16 protein-coding genes are annotated in these 18,089 nt (G+C 74.0%); 6 read left to right on the top strand and 10 right to left on the bottom strand.

The annotated features are described in order from the left end of the window. Nucleotides 1-76: 76 nt before the first annotated feature. Complete coding sequence (locus tag Mco01_RS10295; protein WP_204056661.1) at nt 77-1,471, bottom strand: helix-turn-helix domain-containing protein; 1,395 nt, start codon at nt 1,469-1,471, stop codon at nt 77-79. Nucleotides 1,472-1,568: 97 nt separating this feature from the next. On the opposite strand from Mco01_RS10295, the gene Mco01_RS10290 reads away from it, so the two are divergent. Next, on the top strand, nt 1,569-2,645 hold the full coding sequence (locus tag Mco01_RS10290) for a winged helix DNA-binding domain-containing protein (RefSeq protein ID WP_204056660.1): 1,077 nt from the start codon (nt 1,569-1,571) through the stop codon (nt 2,643-2,645). 87 nt (nt 2,646-2,732) lie between these two features. Next, entirely contained in the window at nt 2,733-3,170 is a 438-nt protein-coding gene (locus Mco01_RS10285) for an SRPBCC family protein (RefSeq protein ID WP_204056659.1), read from the top strand. A gap of 53 nt (nt 3,171-3,223) precedes the next feature. On the opposite strand, the gene Mco01_RS10280 is transcribed toward Mco01_RS10285, so the two are convergent. The 3 genes from Mco01_RS10280 to exaC form a co-directional block, all read right to left on the bottom strand. Beyond that, a complete protein-coding gene (locus Mco01_RS10280; RefSeq protein WP_239103486.1) occupies nt 3,224-3,898 on the bottom strand; it encodes a TenA family protein in 675 nt (224 codons plus the stop codon). 203 nt (nt 3,899-4,101) lie between these two features. Then, nucleotides 4,102-4,482 (bottom strand): DUF779 domain-containing protein, encoded by a 381-nt coding sequence (locus Mco01_RS10275; RefSeq protein WP_204056658.1) that lies wholly within the window; start codon nt 4,480-4,482, stop codon nt 4,102-4,104. 4 nt (nt 4,483-4,486) lie between these two features. Continuing rightward, complete coding sequence (gene exaC, locus Mco01_RS10270; protein ID WP_204056657.1) at nt 4,487-6,010, bottom strand: acetaldehyde dehydrogenase ExaC; 1,524 nt, start codon at nt 6,008-6,010, stop codon at nt 4,487-4,489. 227 nt (nt 6,011-6,237) lie between these two features. Here exaC and Mco01_RS10265 point away from each other — a divergent pair, with 227 nt between their 5' ends. Next, on the top strand, nt 6,238-7,497 hold the full coding sequence (locus Mco01_RS10265) for a serine hydrolase domain-containing protein (protein WP_239103485.1): 1,260 nt from the start codon (nt 6,238-6,240) through the stop codon (nt 7,495-7,497). A 45-nt stretch (nt 7,498-7,542) separates the two neighbouring features. Then, the gene (locus Mco01_RS10260; protein WP_204056655.1) at nt 7,543-8,688 is read left to right on the top strand and encodes an NAD(P)/FAD-dependent oxidoreductase; all 1,146 of its coding nucleotides are present in this window, start codon (nt 7,543-7,545) and stop codon (nt 8,686-8,688) included. Nucleotides 8,689-8,692: 4 nt separating this feature from the next. Here Mco01_RS10260 and Mco01_RS10255 read toward each other — a convergent pair whose 3' ends face one another. Both Mco01_RS10255 and Mco01_RS10250 read right to left on the bottom strand, forming a co-directional pair. Then, the gene (locus tag Mco01_RS10255; RefSeq protein ID WP_204056654.1) at nt 8,693-9,958 is read right to left on the bottom strand and encodes a helix-turn-helix domain-containing protein; all 1,266 of its coding nucleotides are present in this window, start codon (nt 9,956-9,958) and stop codon (nt 8,693-8,695) included. Nucleotides 9,959-10,091: 133 nt separating this feature from the next. Beyond that, nucleotides 10,092-11,564, bottom strand: coding sequence for an FAD-dependent monooxygenase (locus Mco01_RS10250; RefSeq protein ID WP_204056653.1), 1,473 nt, complete (start codon nt 11,562-11,564; stop codon nt 10,092-10,094). 68 nt (nt 11,565-11,632) lie between these two features. Here Mco01_RS10250 and Mco01_RS10245 point away from each other — a divergent pair, with 68 nt between their 5' ends. Beyond that, entirely contained in the window at nt 11,633-12,331 is a 699-nt protein-coding gene (locus tag Mco01_RS10245) for a TetR/AcrR family transcriptional regulator (RefSeq protein WP_204056652.1), read from the top strand. A gap of 51 nt (nt 12,332-12,382) precedes the next feature. Here the strand turns inward: Mco01_RS10245 and Mco01_RS10240 are convergent, their stop codons facing one another. Continuing rightward, the gene (locus tag Mco01_RS10240; RefSeq protein ID WP_204056651.1) at nt 12,383-12,952 is read right to left on the bottom strand and encodes a TetR family transcriptional regulator; all 570 of its coding nucleotides are present in this window, start codon (nt 12,950-12,952) and stop codon (nt 12,383-12,385) included. A gap of 91 nt (nt 12,953-13,043) precedes the next feature. Between Mco01_RS10240 and Mco01_RS10235 the strand changes: the two genes are divergently transcribed. Beyond that, nucleotides 13,044-13,394, top strand: a complete 351-nt coding sequence (locus tag Mco01_RS10235; RefSeq protein WP_204056650.1) for a nuclear transport factor 2 family protein — start codon at nt 13,044-13,046, stop codon at nt 13,392-13,394. Nucleotides 13,395-13,403: 9 nt separating this feature from the next. On the opposite strand, the gene Mco01_RS10230 is transcribed toward Mco01_RS10235, so the two are convergent. The 3 genes from Mco01_RS10230 to Mco01_RS10220 are packed head-to-tail and all read right to left on the bottom strand — an operon-like array spanning nt 13,404 to nt 17,723. Beyond that, the gene (locus Mco01_RS10230) at nt 13,404-14,687 is read right to left on the bottom strand and encodes a glycosyltransferase (RefSeq protein ID WP_204056649.1); all 1,284 of its coding nucleotides are present in this window, start codon (nt 14,685-14,687) and stop codon (nt 13,404-13,406) included. Between the two features lie 5 nt (nt 14,688-14,692). Then, nucleotides 14,693-16,771, bottom strand: coding sequence for an HAD-IIIC family phosphatase (locus Mco01_RS10225; RefSeq protein ID WP_204056648.1), 2,079 nt, complete (start codon nt 16,769-16,771; stop codon nt 14,693-14,695). Between the two features lie 25 nt (nt 16,772-16,796). Then, nucleotides 16,797-17,723 (bottom strand): TauD/TfdA family dioxygenase, encoded by a 927-nt coding sequence (locus Mco01_RS10220; protein WP_204056647.1) that lies wholly within the window; start codon nt 17,721-17,723, stop codon nt 16,797-16,799. Nucleotides 17,724-18,089 lie beyond the last annotated feature (366 nt).

Genomic DNA, 18,089 nt, shown 5'->3' with positions numbered 1-18,089 from the left:
TCACAGAAGAACCGCCGCCGAGCCGCCGGCTCCGGGGCCTGCTCCGGGGCCTGCTCCGCGGCCTGCTCCCGGGCCCTCAAAGCAGGACGCGCCGCCGGGCTGCGGGGTCCGGGGGCAGGTGCAGCGCGGCGAGCTCGCGCAGCGCCCGCGCCGCCCCGGCACGACGGGCCAGGTCCAGTGCCTCCCGCGCCAACGTCGCCGCCCGGTCCCTCTCGTGCGCCTCCGCGTACGCGTGGGCCATGCGGGCAATCGTGAAGGCGGCGGCGTACCCGGGTTCGAAGCTCACCCGGCCGCCCACGGCCGCCCCGCGTTCCAGCCCGCCGCGCTCCGGCCCGCCGATCTCTTCGGCGCGCTCCGGCCGGCTTTGCCACGGCCTGCCGCGCTCGGGACCGCCAAGGGCCTCCTCTGCGCGCCCCGGGCCCGGCTTCGGCTCGGCACGCCGTACCCCGGACGGCTCCTCGCCGAGGCCCGGGCCGCCTCGCTGTTCGAGGATCTCGACGGCTCCACCGGCGTGGCCCAGATCGACCAGGCAGCCGGCGCACAGGACGGCCTCCGGCTCGGCCGGCAGGTCGAGGCGGTAGCGCTCGTCCTCCTCCCGCTCCCCCGGGACCGGGGGCCACGCCGACTCCTCCAGGCACCGGTGGCACAGGTCATCCTCACCGGCGATGGCGTGGCCCCGCGCCTCGTACCGTCTCGACGCCGCCGCCATCCCGGCCGTGATGCGCCCGCGCTCCCTCGCGGAGACGGCGACCTCCACCGCCTCCCGGGGGCCGGTCGCGTCCACGAGGCCCGCCCGCTGGACCAGCGTGTACGTCTCCAGCAGCGAGTCCGCGCACTCACGCGCCTCCCCGATCGCGCGGTCGGACCACTCCCGAGCTCCCGGCGCGTTCCCGGCCTCGTGCTCCAGACGGCTGATCAGCTCGGCCTGCCGCGACGCGAACGCCAGGAGCGACCGCCGTACGGCGGGCCGGGCGTCCCTGCGGAAGCCCTCGATCGCCGCGAACACGGGGCGCAGGGCGGCGGCGAGGCCGGACGGGGGGCGATCGGCCAGCAGACAGGCGTCCACCAGGGTCTGGAAATACCGGACCGTCGCCTCGTCGGCGCGTTCCGGTCGCTCGATCGCGCGTCCGGCCCGTTCCTCCTCGTCCTCGGCCACCAGTCCCGGAACGAGCGGGATCCGGGTGAGGTGGTGCCAGAGGGTCGTGCCCGACCGCTCTCCGGCGAACAGATCGCGTTCGGGCAGGCCGAACGCCCGGCACAGCAGGTCCGTCTCGGCGTCGCCGGGCCGCCGCTCACCGCTCTCCCATCGGCGGACGGTATCGGCGAACGCAGTGAGGGACGGCAGCCGGTCGCGCTCGTCCTCGCTCGCCGCGCCGCGCAACCGGGCGGCCAGGTCGGAGCGGCTCCAGACGCGGCTCTCCCGGAGCGCGCGCAGCCGGGCGGCCCACAGCGGGATGTCTATAGTGATCATGACGTGCCCCCGTTCCCCCTTCTCATCGTCCGCCTCCGGTGGGAGCGAGGTCCACGGGGACCGCGTAAATGTCGGTGCGGGTCAGTAAGTTGACGGCATGCTCACCCGCCGGGCGCTCAACCGGGCGCTGCTCGACCGTCAGCTGCTGCTGCGCCGACACCCGATGACGGCTCTCGAGGCAGTCGAGCACCTGGTCGGCATGCAGTCCCAGGCACCGCTGTCGCCGTACGTCGGGCTGTGGACGAGGCTGACGGCCTTCGCCCACGCCGATCTGGGCCGGCTGCTGGTGGAGCGCGAGGCCGTCCGGGTGGCCCTGATGCGCGGCACTATCCACCTGGTCAGCGCCCGCGACTGCCTCGATCTGCGCCCGGTCGTGCAGCCGGTGCTCGAGCGGTGGATCCGCACGTCGTACGGCAAGAGCCTGGCGGGGGTCGATCTGGAGACGCTGGTCGAGGTCACCCGCGCCCTGACGGAGGAGCGGCCGCTCACCTTCCAGGAGATCGGCGACCTGCTGGGCGAGCGCTGGCCGGGCGCCGGAGGGCTGCCGCAGGCCGCCCGCGGGCTCGTGCCGCTCGTCCAGGTGCCGCCCCGAGGCGTCTGGGGGGCGGGTGGCCAGGCGCGGCACACGCCCGCCGAGTCGTGGCTCGGCCGGCCCATGGGCGACGGTTCCGCGGTCGACGCCATGGTGCTGCGCTACCTGGCGGCCTTCGGTCCCGCGTCGGTCAAGGACGTGCAGGTGTGGTCGGGGCTGACCGGCCTGCGGGCCGTGATCAAGCGGCTGCCCGACCTGGTCTCCTACCGGGACGAGCAGGGGGTGGAGCTGTTCGACGTGCCCGGGCGGCCGCTCCCCGATCCGGACGTCGAGGCGCCGGCGCGCTTCCTGCCCGACTTCGACAACGTGCTGCTCTCCCACGCCGACCGCAGCCGGATCATGCGCGACGACCACAAGAAGCGGGTCTTCTCCGTGAACGGCATCGTCAGCCCGACGATCCTGGTGGACGGCTTCGTGGCGGGCATGTGGCGCGTCGACCTGGGGAAGGACGCGGCCGTGCTGGAGATCGAGCCCTTCGACCGCCTGCCCGCGACCGCCCGCGACGCGCTGGCAGAGGAGGGCGAGTCCCTGCTCGGCTTCGCCGCACCCGCCGCGAGCGCCCGCAGCATCCGCTTCGTCTGACCCCGCGCCCTACATCCCGCCCCGCCCGCTGGCCCCGCCGCGCCTCGGTGAGCGTCCGCTGAGGGCGTGTCGCACGTATTGGAGGGCATGAGTCGTCTCTCGGTCGCGGTGGACGCGCCCGCGAGCCCGGATCGGGTCTTCGCCCTGCTGACCGACTGGCCGCGGCACCGCGAGTGGATGATCCTGACGCGGGCCTGGGTGGTCGGCGGCGACGGCCGGAGCGCCGGCAGCCGTCTGGCGGCCTCCACCGGAGCCGGCCCGCTCCGGTTCCTCGACACGATGGAGATCACCGAGTGGGACCCTCCCCGCCTGGTCGAGGTCCGGCACACCGGAAGGCTGATCCGGGGCACCGGCCGTTTCAGCGTCCTGGCGCGCGCCGGGGGCGGCAGCAGGATCGTCTGGGAGGAGGACCTCGACGTCCCCTTCGGGCTCGCCGGACGACTCGGGTGGCGGGTGGCCGCGCCGCTCAATAGGGCGTTCCTCACGATCTCCCTGCGCCGTCTCGCGGCTCTGTCCCGCCCCTGACCGTCGCCCCTCGCCGAAGCGGGACCGCCGGCGAGGGTGTGGGCGAACAGCCGTCAGGCGGCGGCCATGTCGAAGAAGCGGCGTTCCAAGCGGGTCGCGCGGCGGAAGACGTCGAGGACGCGGCCCTGGCCGGCCTCGTCGAGCCCGGGTCCGAGGCGGTCCAGCTCACGGCGGAGGAACCCGACCCACCCCTCGAACTCCGGCCCGCTGTGCAGGTCGATCCACTCCCGGTAGACGAAGTCGTCCGGAAGCGGCTCCCGCACCCGCGATGCCCAGCCGAGGTAGCTCCACTCGGCCACGCACAGGACGGCGACGATGAGCGGGTACTCCTGGCCGCGGCGCACCTCGTCCATCAGCGACCGGAACTCCTCCGTCACCGGCTCCGGCGGGACCGGGTCGGGCTCGCCCCCGAGCGCGGCCAGCGCCCGGGCGAAGTACCCGGCCTCGGTATCGGCAACGGTCATCCCGAGGAACCGGCCGACGGCGACGCGTGAGCCGAAGGAGTTGGCGGCGGCGACCGCCGCCCCCAGCAGGGCCGTGAACGCGTCCACGAACTGGAAGTCCTGCACCAGGTAGCGGTACATGTCGGCGTCGCCGCGCACGATCGCGGACGCGAAGGGGTGGGTGACGACCTCGGTCCAGTCGGGCTCGCTCGACAGGCGCAGCCACTCGCTGAACCGCGGCTCGGCCGCCGTCGTCCGCCACTCGTCGTACATCGCCGTCGTCACGACGTCTGCCTCCCCACTCGTCGCACCCCGCCCTCGTCACGCGGCCCTCTCGTCGCGGTCGGCCGCTGTGCGGTGGTCTCCATCCTCCGTCCTCGCCGGGCGCGCACCGAAGCCGGGGCTGCGCCCTGAGGACGCACACGTACGGCCGGATCCGAGGCGTCATGCCCGCCGCCCGGCCGGCGACCGGGCGGCGGGCACGCCGGTCAGGCGTCGAGGACGGCGCGCTCGTCCTCGGTGAGCAGGCGGGAGCGGATCAGGAACCGCACCCCCTCCGGGGCCTCCAGGGAGAAGCCGCTGCCCCGCCCCGGGACCACGTCCACGGTCAGGTGGGTGTGCCGCCAGCGCTCGAACTGGCTGGTCGACATCCAGAACGTCACCGGCTCGTCGACGCCCTCGACCGACAGCGAGGCGAGCAGCACGTCGGAGGAGCCGGTACGGAACTCCCCCTCCAGATAGCACATGGGCGCGCTGCCGTCGCAGCAGCCGCCCGACTGGTGGAACATCAGCGGGCCGTGGGCCTCCCGCAGCCGCCGGATGAGGTCGGCGGCCGCGGGGGTCAGGTCGACGCGGGAGATCTCGCCCATCGGCCTAGAAGAATCCGACCTTGTCGGGCGAGTAGCTGACCAGCAGGTTCTTCGTCTGCTGGTAGTGCTCCAGCATCATCTTGTGGGTCTCCCTGCCGATGCCCGACTGCTTGTAGCCGCCGAAGGCCGCGTGCGCGGGATACGCGTGGTAGCAGTTGGTCCACACCCGGCCCGCCTGGATGGCCCGGCCGGCCCGGTAGGCGGTGTTCATGTCGCGGGTCCACACCCCGGCCCCCAGGCCGTACAGGGTGTCGTTGGCGATCTTGATGGCGTCGTCGAAGTCGGTGAACGACGTGACCGACACGACCGGGCCGAAGATCTCCTCCTGGAACACCCGCATGTGGTTGGCGCCCTCGAAGATCGTCGGCTGGACGTAGTAGCCGCCGGCGAGCTCGCCGCCGAGGTCGGCCCGCTCCCCGCCGATGAGCACCTTGGCGCCCTCCTGCCGCCCGATGTCCAGGTACGACAGGATCTTCTCGAGCTGGTCGTTCGACGCCTGGGCGCCGACCATGGTGGTGGTGTCCAGCGGGTGGCCCTGCACGACCTTCTCCGTACGGGCGACGGCGGCGTCGAGGAACCGCTGGTAGTGGCCCTGCTGGATGAGCGCCCGCGAGGGGCAGGTGCACACCTCGCCCTGGTTCAGCGCGAACATCGTGAAGCCCTCCAGCGCCTTGTCGTAGAAGGCGTCGTCGGCGCGCGACACGTCGTCGAAGAAGATGTTCGGGCTCTTGCCGCCCAGCTCCAGGGTGACGGGCTTGATGTTCTCGCTGGCGTACTGCATGATCAGCCGCCCGGTCGTGGTCTCGCCCGTGAACGCGACCTTCGCCACCCGGGCGCTGGACGCCAGCGGCTTGCCGGCCTCGACCCCGAAGCCGTTCACGATGTTCACGACGCCGGGCGGCAGCAGGTCGGCGATCAGGCTCATCCAGTAGTGGACGGACGCCGGGGTCTGCTCGGCCGGCTTCAGCACGACCGCGTTGCCGGCGGCGAGGGCGGGCGCGAGCTTCCACGTGGCCATGAGGATGGGGAAGTTCCACGGGATGATCTGCGCCACGACGCCCAGCGGCTCGTGGAAGTGGTAGGCGACGGTGTGCTCGTCGATCTCGGCGAGACCGCCCTCCTGGGCGCGGATGGCGCCGGCGAAGTAGCGGAAGTGGTCGATGGCGAGCGGGATGTCGGCGGCCAGCGTCTCCCGGATGGGCTTGCCGTTCTCCCAGGTCTCGGCCACGGCGAGCTGTTCGGCGTGCTCCTCCATCCGGTCCGCGATGCGGTTGAGGACGCCGGCCCGCTCGGCGGCCGGGGTCCGGCCCCAGGCGGGGGCCGCGCCGTGCGCCGCGTCCAGGGCGCGCTCGACGTCACCGGCCGTGCCGCGGGCGACCTCGGTGAAGGTCTGGCCGTTGACGGGTGACGGGTTCTCGAAGTACTGCCCCTTCTCGGGCGGGACGTACTCGCCGCCGATCCAGTGGTCGTAACGGGGCTGGTAGGCCATGACGGCGTCGGGCTGTCCCGGGACTGCGTAACGGGCCATGAGGCGACCTCTCAGGGGGTTTCCACGTGACGCCACGGACGCTAGTTGCGCGCATGTTGCCGGTACGTTGCCGCCGTGTCTCGCGGCCGCCGCCGTCACCGCCGGTCTCGCGGCGCCGCTCTCCTACCGGGGGCGCCCCGGCCCGCGCTGACCGGCACGCCGACGAAGAGACGATCTTTACCGTAAGATCCGTTCCCTGTTCCGTTGCGACGATCGGGGGATCAACCGTGCCGACCCGGAGAGACGCCCTGAGGCTGCTGGCGGGAGCCGCGGCCGGAGCCGCCGCCCTGCCCGCCCGTCCGGCGGCCGCACTGCCCGCCGCCGCGGCCGCGCGCGCCTGGACCGTGACCGGGCGGAGCGCGACCGGCCTGAAGTCGTTCGACACCACGCTGAAGACGTTCATGCAGGCCAGGAACGTGCCGCACGCGTCGCTGGCCGTCGTGCGCAAGGGAAGGCTCGTGCTGGCCCGGGGGTACAACTGGACGGCCGACACGTCGTTCCAGGCCGGCCCGACCTCGCTGTTCCGGATCGCCAGCCTGAGCAAGCCGGTCACCGCGACGGCCGTGCTCACGCTCGTCCAGAGCGGCAGGCTCAGCCTGTCGGCCAAGGTCGCGCCGCTGCTCGGGCTCGCCACGGCGGCCGACTCGCGGCTGGGCTCGGTGACCGTGCTCCACCTGCTGCAGCACCTCGGCGGCTGGGATCGCGCGGTCTCGCCCGACCCGATGTTCGCCGACCGGGCGGTCGCCGCGGCCCTCGGGGTGCCGCTGCCGGTGACCCAGCCCCAGATCGTCCAGTACGCCTCGAAGCGGCGGCTGGACGCGGCCCCCGGCACGAGGTACGCCTACTCCAACTACGGCTACCTGCTGCTCGGGCGGATCATCGAGAAGGTCACCGGGCTGACGTACGCCGACTACGTCCAGCGCACCGTGCTGTCGCCGATGAAGATCAAGCGGATGGTCCTCGCGCGGTCGGCGAAGAGCCTGCGGCGGACCGGCGAGGCGCCGTACCTCTCGCAGTACACCGGCACCACCGTGCTCGACGGCTCGGGGACGGTCGTCCCCTCGCCGTACGGCGGGTTCGACATCGAGAACATGGCCGCCCACGGCGGCTGGCTCTCCTCCGCCGTCGACCTGGCGAAGTTCACCCGGATCTACGACGCCGCCGGGGTGCTGACCTCGGCGTCGATCTCCAAGGCGTTCGCCAGACCGGCGACCGGGGTGAACGCCGACGGCTGGTACTACGGCCTCGGCTGGATGGTCCGGCCGGTCTCCGGCGGCGGCCGCAACACCTGGCATGACGGCTCGCTGCCCGGCACCTCGACGCTCATGGTCCGCCGGTTCGACGGGCTGAGCTGGGTGGTGCTGTTCGACCAGCGCGACGACCCCTCCGGGCTGTCGTACTCCGACATCGACGGCCTCCTCCACAAGGCCGCCGACGCCGTCACCTCCTGGCCGACCGGCGACCTGTTCCCCACGTACGGCCTCTGAGGAACCGAGCGGTTTGGGCGGGTTCCGGCGTGGCACCCTGATCACGTGGACGACATCTGGGACCTGGTGATCGTCGGCGCCGGGCCCGCGGGCGCGGCGGCGGCCCTGCGGGCCCGGCAGCTCCGGCCCGAGGCGCGGGTGCTGCTGCTCGACCGGGAGGACTTCCCCCGGGACAAGGCCTGCGGCGACGGCATCGCCGCGCACGCCCGCGTCGAGCTCGCGACGCTCGGGCTCCCCGGCCTGATCGACGACTACCGTCCGACGCGCCGCCTGTCGGTGGTGTCCCCCGGCGGGGAGCGGGTCCTGGCGACGGTGGCCCGGCCCAACCACGTCGTGCCCCGCGCCGTCTTCGACGCCCGCCTGGTGGAGGCGGCCCGGGAGAGAGGCGTCGAGGTCCGCCGCCACCGCGTGCGGGCGCTGGAGGAGCGCGACGGGCACGTGGTCGTGGACGGAACGGCCGCGGGGCGGACCGTCGTCGCGGCCGACGGCGCCAACTCGACCGTGCGGCGGCTCATCGGCGTCCCGGCCTCCCCCGCCGCGCACACCGCCATCGCCGTCCGCGGCTACGCCGACGTCCCGGCCGACGACGACGTCCAGCTCATCGCGATGCAGCGGGACGGCTGGCCGGCGTACGCGTGGTCGTTCCCCGTCGGGGACGGCACGGCCAACGTCGGGTTCGGCATGCTGCTGCCCCAGCTGCGGGCCACCGGGCTGCCGGGCCGCGCCGTCCTGCACGGCCGGCTCGAACGGCTGCTGCCCCACCTGACGGCGCGCGACCTGAGGGCCCACCACCTCCCGCTGTCCACCGCCCGGCCGGGTCCGGGGAGGGGGCGGGTGCTGCTCGCCGGGGACGCGGGAAACTTCATCAACCCGCTGACCGGCGAGGGCATCTACTACGCCCTCCTCACGGGCCGCCTGGCGGCGGAGGCGGCCCTGCTGTCCGCGGCCGACCCGGTGCCCGCGTACCGGCGGTCGCTGCGCCGCGCCCTCGGGCGGCACCTGATCACCACCGACGTGCTGGCCCGCGCCTCCCGGTCGCCCGGCTTCATCGACGCGGCCATCGCCACGGCGGCCCGGCGGGGCGACGTGTTCGACCTCCTCGTCGACGTCGGCCTCGGTGCGGGGACGGTCCCGCTGCCGCTCGCCGCCGCGGTCGTCCGCCGCTGGCTGGCGTCGTCCCTCGGGCGGTAGCGCCTCAGGCGTCCGGGAGGCCGTACTCGGCGTCGAGGTCGCGGACGCGGCAGGCGACACGGGCGCGGCTCGGGCTGCCCGGCGGCAGCGCGGCCAGCAGGGCCTGCCAGGCGAACAGGTCGTCGCGCCCCCAGGGCGTGCGCACCCATCGCTCCAGCGCCGCCGGGTCGCGGCCCGTGACGAGCAGGTCGCGCAGCCCGTCGTCGAGGAGCCGCCGCTCCCACACGATGCCGGGCGCGTCCGAGGTGGGCAGCAGCGGCCCCCGGTAGGCGCGCAGCGCCGCCTCCGCCGCGCCGGTGGCGAGGTGGCCGGCGAGCACCTGGAAGTCGGCGCGGACCGGCACCCGCAGCCGGTACGGCCGGGAGTCGAGCAGCGGGCCGAGGCGGTGGCGCAGCCGGGACAGCTCCGCTCGCAACGTCACCGGGTTGAGCATGCGGTCGCCGTACAGCTCGGTGATGAGCTGGTCGCTGGTGAGCCCCTCGGGGTGGCACGCGAGCAGGACGACGATCTCGCTGTGCCGGCGGCCGAGCCGGATGCGGCGCGGGCCCATGGAGAGCAGGACGTCGTCGCGGCCGAGCGCCGTGAGCGTCGCGGGCGCGGACGCGGACGCGCGGGCCGGGAGCGTGGCCAGGTGGGCCTCGGCCGCCCGGGCCGCGGCCTGGACGAGCCCCAGGCTGTAGGGGCTCGCGAGGTGGTCGCCTCCGGTGACGTCGACCGCGCCAAGCAGCAGCCCGGTGTGGGGGTCGTGGATCGGGGCGGCCGCGCACGTCCACGGCTGCACCGGCACGCTGAAGTGCTCGGTGGCGAAGATCTGGACGGGGTGGTCGACCGCGATCGCCACCCCTGGGGCGTTGGTGCCGGCGTGGGACTCGTCCCACCGTGCCCCGGCCACGAAGTTCATCCGCTCGGCCTGGAGCCGTACGCCCCGGTGGCCCTCCACCCACAGCAGCTGGCCGTCGGCGTCGCAGACCGCGAGCAGGTGGTGGCCGTCGTCGGCGATCGACCCGAGCAGCTCGCGGAACAGCGGCAGCACCTCGGCGAGCGGATGGGCCCGCCGGTACTCCTCCAGCTCGTCGTCCGCCAGCTCCAGCGGCGGGAGCGTCACCGGGTCGACGGACCGCGCCGACCGCCGCCACGAGTCGGCCACCACCGGGCGGACCGACCCCGGCACGACCCCGGCCGACAGGAACCTCTCATGGGCGCGGCGCACCTCGCTCGTCCGCTTCGCCGCGTCCGCTCCGGACTCAAGCGCAAGCCATGGATTCGTCACGGCGCCCTCACTCTCCGGGTCCTTCCGCGCCATCGTCACCCACGTCCGGCGCGACAGGCAATACGCACCGCGCGATCCCCTTCACTGTGCGCAGGTGGCGGCGGGCCTCCCCGGCGAAACCCCCCGGCGGCCCTCAGGCGGCCCTGGTTGACGGAAGGCCGAGCCAGGGGGTGAGGTCGCCGGCGTCTCCGCCGGCCACGTAGCCGTCCGGGCGCACCAGCAGGTCGCCCGGCCCCGGGAGCACCGTCAGCCGGTCCGCGTACGGCGCGGCGAGCTCCCGCAGCCGGGGGTCGCGGGTGACGAGGAGGAACCGGGCCTCCTCACACCGGGCGGACAACGTGGTGCCGTCGTCGAGCGGGAGGTCCGGCGCGAGGCGGCCGGCGAGCGGGTGGCCGTCCCGCGTGCCGTATCCCCGGCCGAGCCCGCTGATCTGCTTGACCACGTACGTCGCCGCCGGCCGGGTGCCGAGGAGGTCGGCGACGACGGCGCGCAGGGCAGCGGTGCGGCCATCGGGACGGCCCAGCGCGGTCTGGGCGTCGCTCCACCCCTGCACCCAGGCGCCGATCGGGTGCCGCTCGGCCGTGTAGCTGTCGAGCAGGCCGTCCGGCGCCCATCCGCGGACGGCCGCCGCCAGCTTCCAGCCCAGGTTCACCGCGTCGCCGAGGCCGAGGTTCATCCCCTGCCCGCCGGCCGGGGAGTGGATGTGCGCGGCGTCCCCCGCGAGGAGCACGCGCCCCGCCCGGTACGTCGCGGCCTGCCGGGTGGCGTCCGTGTAGCGGGTGCCGGCCCGCACGGCGGTGATCCCGGCGTCGATCCCCGCGATCCTGCGAAGGCTCTCGTTCATCTCCTCGGCCGTCACGGGGGCCTCGCGGGCGGCGGGCACCGGGCCGTACTCCACCGTGTGGATCCGACCGGGGACCGGCCCGTGGACGTAGGCGCCCCGCTCGGTGCGCACCCAGTCGCCGAGGGGCAGCCGGGCGGGATCGGCGAACTCCACCATGGCCTGCCGCCCGGCGAACTCGGCGTCCGTGCCCGGAAAGGCGATGCCCGCGCGCCTGCGCACCGTGCTCCGGCCGCCGTCGCAGCCGACCAGCCAGCCCGCCCGGATCGGGCCGTCCTCCGTCACCGCCGTCACGCCCTCGGCGTCCGCCTCGAGGTCGGTGAGCGCGACGCCCCGCCGGACGGCCGCTCCGAGGGCCAGGGCGCGCGCCTCCAGGATCGTCTCCAGGTCGAGCTGGCTGATCGCGCCCCCGCCGAGCGTGTACGCCGCGAGGTCCGGGTCAGCCGGGTCGAGCAGGTCCGCGCGGATCGGGATGCCCGCGAAGTGGCCGACGAACACCGGCTCCTCCGGGGGCGTGTCCGGCTCGCCGCCGGGTTCGAACCACATGAGCGCGGCCCGCCGCACCTCGTCCAGCAGCCCGCGGCGCCGGAAGGCGTCGGCCGTCGGCGCGTTGACCGACCGCGCGCCCATGGCGCCCGCCTTCAGCGCGGTGGCCCGGTCGGCCCGGCGTTCCAGCACCTGCACCGAGGCCCCGCCCAGCCGCAGCTCGCAGGCGAGCATCAGCCCGACGGGACCGGCGCCCGCCACGACCACGTCGACGTCCATGCGTCCTCCAAAACCCGGGTACACCGTTCGCAGTTTTTGACCGTACGCTACTGCGTACACTGTTCGCAATGGAGCCGATCTGGAACCGCCCCGAACGGGCCGCCCGCGGCCCCCGGCCCGCGCACAGCCGTGACGAGATCGCGGCGGCCGCCGTCCGGGTGGCCGACGCGGAGGGGATCGACGCGGTGTCGATGCGGCGGGTGGCCGCCGAGCTGGGGACCGGCACGACCTCGCTCTACCGGTACGTGTCCCGCAAGGACGACCTGCTCGACCTGATGGTGGACGCCGTGATGCGCGAGGAGGACCCGCCGGAGCCCGGCGGCGACTGGCGGGCCGACCTGCGCGTCCTGGCCGGGCGCACCCGGGCGCTGCTGCTGCGCCATCCCTGGTTCTCCGCGGTGGCGGCGGCCCGCCCCGGCCTCGGCCCGGGGAGCCTGCGCTGGCTGGAGGCCTGGCTGCGCGCGGTCGACGGGCTCGGGCTTGACCCGGACGGCATGCTGGCCGCGGTCGGCACACTGCGGATCTTCGTGCAGGGCGCGGTGCTGGGCGAGCACGCCGAGCGGGCGGGCGGCTACGACAACGACGCCTGGCTGGCCGCGCAGGGCTCGTACGGCGATCGGATCATCGCCGAGGGCGCGTATCCCAGGCTCGTGCGGATCATGGTGGAGGCGCGGGCCCCCCACCGAGCCGACCGCCACGACACCGCCTTCGCCCTCGGCCTCGAACGCGTGCTGGACGGCCTGGCCGCCTTCCTTCCCTCGCCGTGAGGGCGCAATCGGCGCGGGTCGGCCGGTCGCGGTGAAAGCGCGGACACGCGGTCAGCTGTCCGCGGTGAGGGCGCGGACGGCGGCGGCGAGCAGTTCGGCCCGGTCGGACGGCGAGAGGCGGCCGCCGCCTGAGGCGAGCAGAGCCAGCGTCCCGTTCTTCGCCACGGCGTAGGCCGCCTGGGCCCGGACCTCGCCGGCGCGCCCCGGCCCCTCCCCGGCCAGCGCCGCGACGACGGACTCGTTGATCTCGCGCGAACGGGACACGAGGGCGCCGCGGGCCGACTGCAGGGACGGGTCGCCGCCGATGACGCCGACCAGCTCGTGCAGCTCCTCCGTCGTCTCGATCACCGCCGCCAGCAGGTCCTCGGCAGGCCGGCCGGCGGCCCCGGCGGTCAGCCGCTCGTACGCCTCGAGCGGCCCCGCCAGCAGCGCCTGGGCGATCTCCGACTTCGACGAGAAGTGGTAGTACAGCGCCGCCTTGCTGGTGCCGAGCCGGCCCGCGATGTCGGCCACCGACGTGCCCGCGTACCCCCGCTCGGCGAACAGGCTCTGCGCGACCGCCAGGATCCTGCCGCGGGTCTCCGCCGCGTCCCGGCCGGCCCGCCTCCTCGGCTCCGCCATCGGCCCTCCCTCCTGCCGCAGTCTACTTGACGACCGTTCGGTAAGCAGCCATGCTCATACTTACCGACCGATCGTTAAGGAGCGAGTCCCGATGACCGAGAAGGACATGAAGGCGCTGGTGGAGCGCATGTACGCGGCGGCCATGGCAGGAGACGTCGACGCGGTTGACGAGATCTTCGCCCCCGGCTTCTACAGCCACCCGATGCGCACGACGGGCGTGGAGGCGGTGAAGAACGCCTGGCGGGAGATCCTCGCCCGCTACCCGGAGCTGCGGGTGGAGGCCGACCAGATCGTCGCCGAGGGCGACACGGTCGCCGTCCGGGCCAGCGTCTACCCGCGGCCCGGCGCGGACGGCGAGCCGGCCGCCCTGATGGAGATGATGCGCGTCGAGGACGGCCGGATCGCCGAGCTGTGGGCGGCCTCCAACGTGAGCCTGCGCTGAACCCGGCCGTCAGGCGGAGGCCGCGTCTCGCCGGGCCCGGGCCATCGCGGCCAGGCGCGCCCGCTGCTCGGGGCTGAGCCGGGCGAGCCGCTCGCGCGGATCCGGCCTGGTCATGACGGCGTCGGTGCCGAGCAACGCCTCGGCGTGCTCGGCGACGACGCGCACGGAGTCCTCCGACCCGGCGGCCGCCGCGAGCGGCGCGATCCTCTCGCGGTACCCGTCGTCACCGAGGGCCCGGGCCAGCAGTCCGGCCGCCCGTTCCTCGTCCCAGTGGGACACGGGCAGCCACTCCGCGACCCCCGCGCGGGCGAGCCGCTCCGCGTTGTCCGGACGGTCGACGCCGTGCGCGAGCAGCACCTGCGGTGTCGACGACGCCAGCGCCCGCGCGAGCGTGCCGATCCCCCCGTGATGGACGACCGCGGCGACACGGGGCATCACCGTCGCGAACGACGCCGAGGGCACCCACTCCACCTCGTCGGGCAGCGATTCGGGAAGGAACGACGGGTGCCGGGTCACCAGCAGGGCCTTCCTGCCGATTCGACGGCACGCCCGGGCCGCCACGTCGTAGAACCGCTGGTGCAGCACCTGCCCGGTGCCACCGGTGATCAGGACGGGCGGCTCGGTCCAGTCAGGGACCGGCCCCTCCGCCGTGTCGCCGAGCACGAACCCGCAGCGCACGACGTTCTCCGGCGCCGGCTGGCCCGCGGCGTCGAACCATTCCGGCCACAGGGCGAGCTGCGTCTTCACACTGGTCAGATAGGCCGCCCAGTCGCGGACCGGGCGCAGGCCGAACGCCTGGAACACCTCGTCGTACCCCTGCCCGAGCACGTGCCGGAAGAGGTTGCCGAGCACCGGCAACGACACGTACTGGTGGGGCGTGACGGACACCAGCGCCACCGGGACCCCGCGGAGCTCGGCGACCATCTGCGCGGCGATGCCCGAGGTGTGCCGGGCGACCACCACGGTCTCCCCCGGCCGGTAGTGCGCCTCGATCATGCGAACCTCGTCGGCCAGCAGCTCGAACAGGCCGTTGCGCCGGTAGAGCGCGAGCACGCCGTCGGGGTCTCTCAGGGGATCGAGCATGAACCGCCGGGCGTCGTCCAGATGCCGGTCGTAGCCCTCCGAGGTGTCGATCGGCAGATGGCGCAGGCCGGCGGCGGCTATCGGGCCGGCGAACCAGGAGTGGGTCATCACGACGACGTCGTGGCCGCGCTCCGCCAGCTCGCGCCCGATCCGTACGAACGGGAGCACGTCGCCGTTGGTGCCGTGGGCGCTCAGCAGCATCGTGGCCATGCGGATCAGCCGTTCCCGGAGTCGAGCAGGGCGTCGATCTCCTCGTCCGACAGGCCCGCGAGCTCGTCGAGCAGCCCGGCCAGCTCCTCGTCGTCGGTGTCGGCGAGCTGCCGCTCCTCGATCACCTTGGCGACCTCGGCGACGGTGAACGAGGTGGTGTAGAGCGTGTCGAAGGGCAGCTCGACGCCGAACTCCGCGCGCACCCGCGCCATGAACTGCACCAGCCGCAGCGAGTGGCCGCCCAGTTCGAAGAAGCCGTCGTTCACGGAGGTGGGCGCCAGGTCGAGGAGCTCCGCCCACCACCGCATGACGGTCGCCTCGACCGGGCTCGCTCCGGCCACCTCCGTCACGGGGCGGGCGGCGCGCATCGCGTCCATGATCGCCTCTGCGCCGGTGAGCCGGGTCGCGATCCGTTCGACGGCCTCCCAGGCGGCGGGGGCGGCGAGCTCCGTGGTCCTGGCGGGCCTCGCTGCCCTCTCCCCAGCAGGGCCCGCCGAATAGACCGCCGAATGGACCGCGGAGTGGACGACGGCTGCCGCGTCGCCCGCGTCGAGGACGTACCAGACCGCCTCCTCGTCGTACGGCTCGACGGCGGCGGGCAGCGTGGCGAGGAAGTCCCTGGCCGGCTGGTTGCGGTCGGTCGCCCGGAAGGACAGGGCCACCCGGGCCAGCCCGCGCTCACGCGCGAGCGCGCCCAGGTGGGCGAGCATGCGGTGCTCCACCCCGCGTCCGAGTGCGCGGCAGCTCAGCAGGAACGCGCCGGCGCGCAGCGTGTCCCCGTCCACCCGTACGTCGGTGAGGCCGACGACGCCGTAGTCCCCGAACCGGTCGCGCACGTCCACGACGAACTGCTCGTCGCCGTCCAGGCGCCGCGTCCCGGAGAGGTTGAACTGGTTGGTCCGCTCGGCGAGCTGGGCGGCCCGCGCCTCGTGCTCGGGGCCGGCCGGGGCGATGGTCACCCTCAGGTCGAGCGTGGCGAAGAAGTCGGCGAGGGACATCTCGCCCCTGGCCTGCTCGCGCCGCCGTTCCTCCTGGTAGTGCCGGGTGCGCTCGCGGTCGGTCTCGGTCACCGCGGTCACGTCGAGTGGCCAGCAGTGCCGCAGGAAGGCGGCCGCCCCGGCGGCGTCGGCCGGGAGCCTGAGGGTCAGCACCTCGGGGCAGCCGGCCCGGACCTCGGCGCACTCGACCGGGCTGTCGTCGAGGAAGACGAAGGAGTCGAGCCCGAGGTTCAGCTCGGCGGCCAGCGAGCGCAGGGCCTGCGACTTGGCCTCCCACCCGACGCGCATCGCGGCGACGTCGTCCAGGCCGAACGGCAGCTCGGGATGCCGGGCGAAGACCTCGCGGACGTCCTTCTCCTCGTTCTTGCTGCACAGGCACAGCAGCCGGCCGGCCGCGACCTGCCGGGCCAGCTCCTGCCAGATCTGTCTGCGCTCGGAGCCGATGACGACGCCGTCCGGGCCGTCCTCGCCGACGACGCCGTCCCACAGCGTGCCGTCGCAGTCGGCCACGACGACCTTGGGACGCGGGGTGGTCGTCGCGTGCAGGCGGCGGGCGAGGGCGCCGGCGAGCGCGGCGAAGTAGCGGTCGGTGTAGGGCACGTTGCCGGTCCGGTCGGCGAAGGCGTCGTGGACGGCCTCCGGGTCCGGCTCGTACGGCTCCGCGGAGGTGAGCACGGAGACGGCGGGGTCGCCCTCGAACGCCTGGGCCAGCCTGGCCGCGAGGCGCGCGTGGCCGGCGGGCGAGCCGTGCCCGGGCGAGGCCGGGCAGACCGCGACGAGGTGGGGGGTGCCGGCTGCGCCCGACGAGGTCCGCAGCGCGGCGGCCAGGTCGTCCGCGGCGGCGTCGAGCGCGCCCGGGTCGCGGGCTCCGTCGCCGTTCACGAGGTCCTCGGCACGGACGAGGACGACCGCGGCGCCGGCCCGGCCGAGCACGCTGCCCGGGTCGAGGAGCGAGGGGAAGACCTGGTCGTACGGAGCGAAGGCGACGTCCCCCTCGACACCCAGCTCGGCGAGCCAGAAGCGCAGGGCGTCCCCGAGCGGCTCGGCGGTGAAGGTCGCAGCGACCCCCAGAGCGATCGTGTTCACTGCGGTTCCCCTTTCGCGGGCGTGGTCAGTCGGACATCGCGACGAGGATGCGGCGGGAGCCGGTGAAGGGCCGGCGGCCGTGACCGACGAGCACGTTGTCGATCAGCAGCAGGTCGCCCGCCCGCCAGTCGACGTCCACCGCGTTGTCCAGGCCGCGGTCGCGCGCCTGGACGACGTAGTCGCCGGGGATCGGCGCGCCGTCGGGGAACGTCACGGACTGCGGCAGCTCCTCCGGCGGCATGAGTTCGGCGAGCATGGCGGCGGTCTCGTCGCCGAGCGAGGCGGGGTGCCACTGGTCGGCCTGGTTGAACCACACCTCGACCCCGGTCACGGGGTGCCGGGTGGTGGCGGGCCTGATCTGCGAGACCCGCACGCCGCCGTCGGGCCGCCACTGCCAGTCGGCGCCGATGCGGTCGAGGAACTCGGCCGCCTGGTCGCGGTCCTCGGTCTCGAACGTCTCCTGCCAGCTCTTGCCGAGTCCCCGGCCGGCGTGCAGGTTCTGGGTGTAGCGCACCCCCTTGGCGAACGCCTCCCTGACCTCGTCGTCGAGCGACTCCAGCCAGCGCACGCCGTCCACCACGGGGGTCGCCCCGCCGCTCTCGGCCGCCTTCTCGCAGTAGAACAGCAGGCGGGAGGGCCAGGCGGCGGAGTACGACAGCTCGTTGTGCATGGAGATCGTGTACTCGGGCGGGTACTCGGTCGAGGTGTAGACGTTGCCGCCCACCTTGGTGCGGGGCGAGTTGCCGTGGACGTAGGCCAGCCGGTTGGGCAGGAGCATGTCCATGACGGGGTCCAGGGTCCCGGGCGTGACGCCGAACCCCCGGAAGACGAGCGCCTTCTCGCGGACGAGCAGGTCGCCCACGTCCATTCCGCGCAACCGCTCCAGCAGCCCTTCGGGGGTGGCGGCGGCGCCGTCCGGAGTTATCTCCAAGGGCTTCCAGAAGTCGTCCATGGTCCTCCTTCTACGCGAGATCCAGCCGTGGCCGACTACGATGACGAGTCGAATTAAGGAGGCAGGCGGGCCCTCGAATAGGCGGCGCCCCTGCGAGAAAAAGATTCCGGCGGCCAACATAGAACCCGAGTCGGCTTACGCGCAAGAAACATGTTTCATCCGGTAAGCCTCACGCCCGCTGTCAAATTATCCGACACCTCTCTGTGGCTTTCGGCAAGCCCGGTCTGCACGCGGGATCCGGCGTCCGCAAACGATGACGGAAGGTCGATTTCCTCTTACACGCGGTGTCTGACGGCAGGTCAACGCGAGGCTTGCGTTAACAGGGGGTAGTCCCGTATCGTGAAAATAATGCTTTCGTGGGAGCGC

This window comes from Microbispora corallina, from assembly GCF_016863035.1.
GTDB lineage: Bacteria > Actinomycetota > Actinomycetes > Streptosporangiales > Streptosporangiaceae > Microbispora > Microbispora corallina.
The sequence above is the reverse complement of the archived record's forward strand: the minus strand, read 5'-3'. Positions and strand labels throughout refer to the sequence as shown.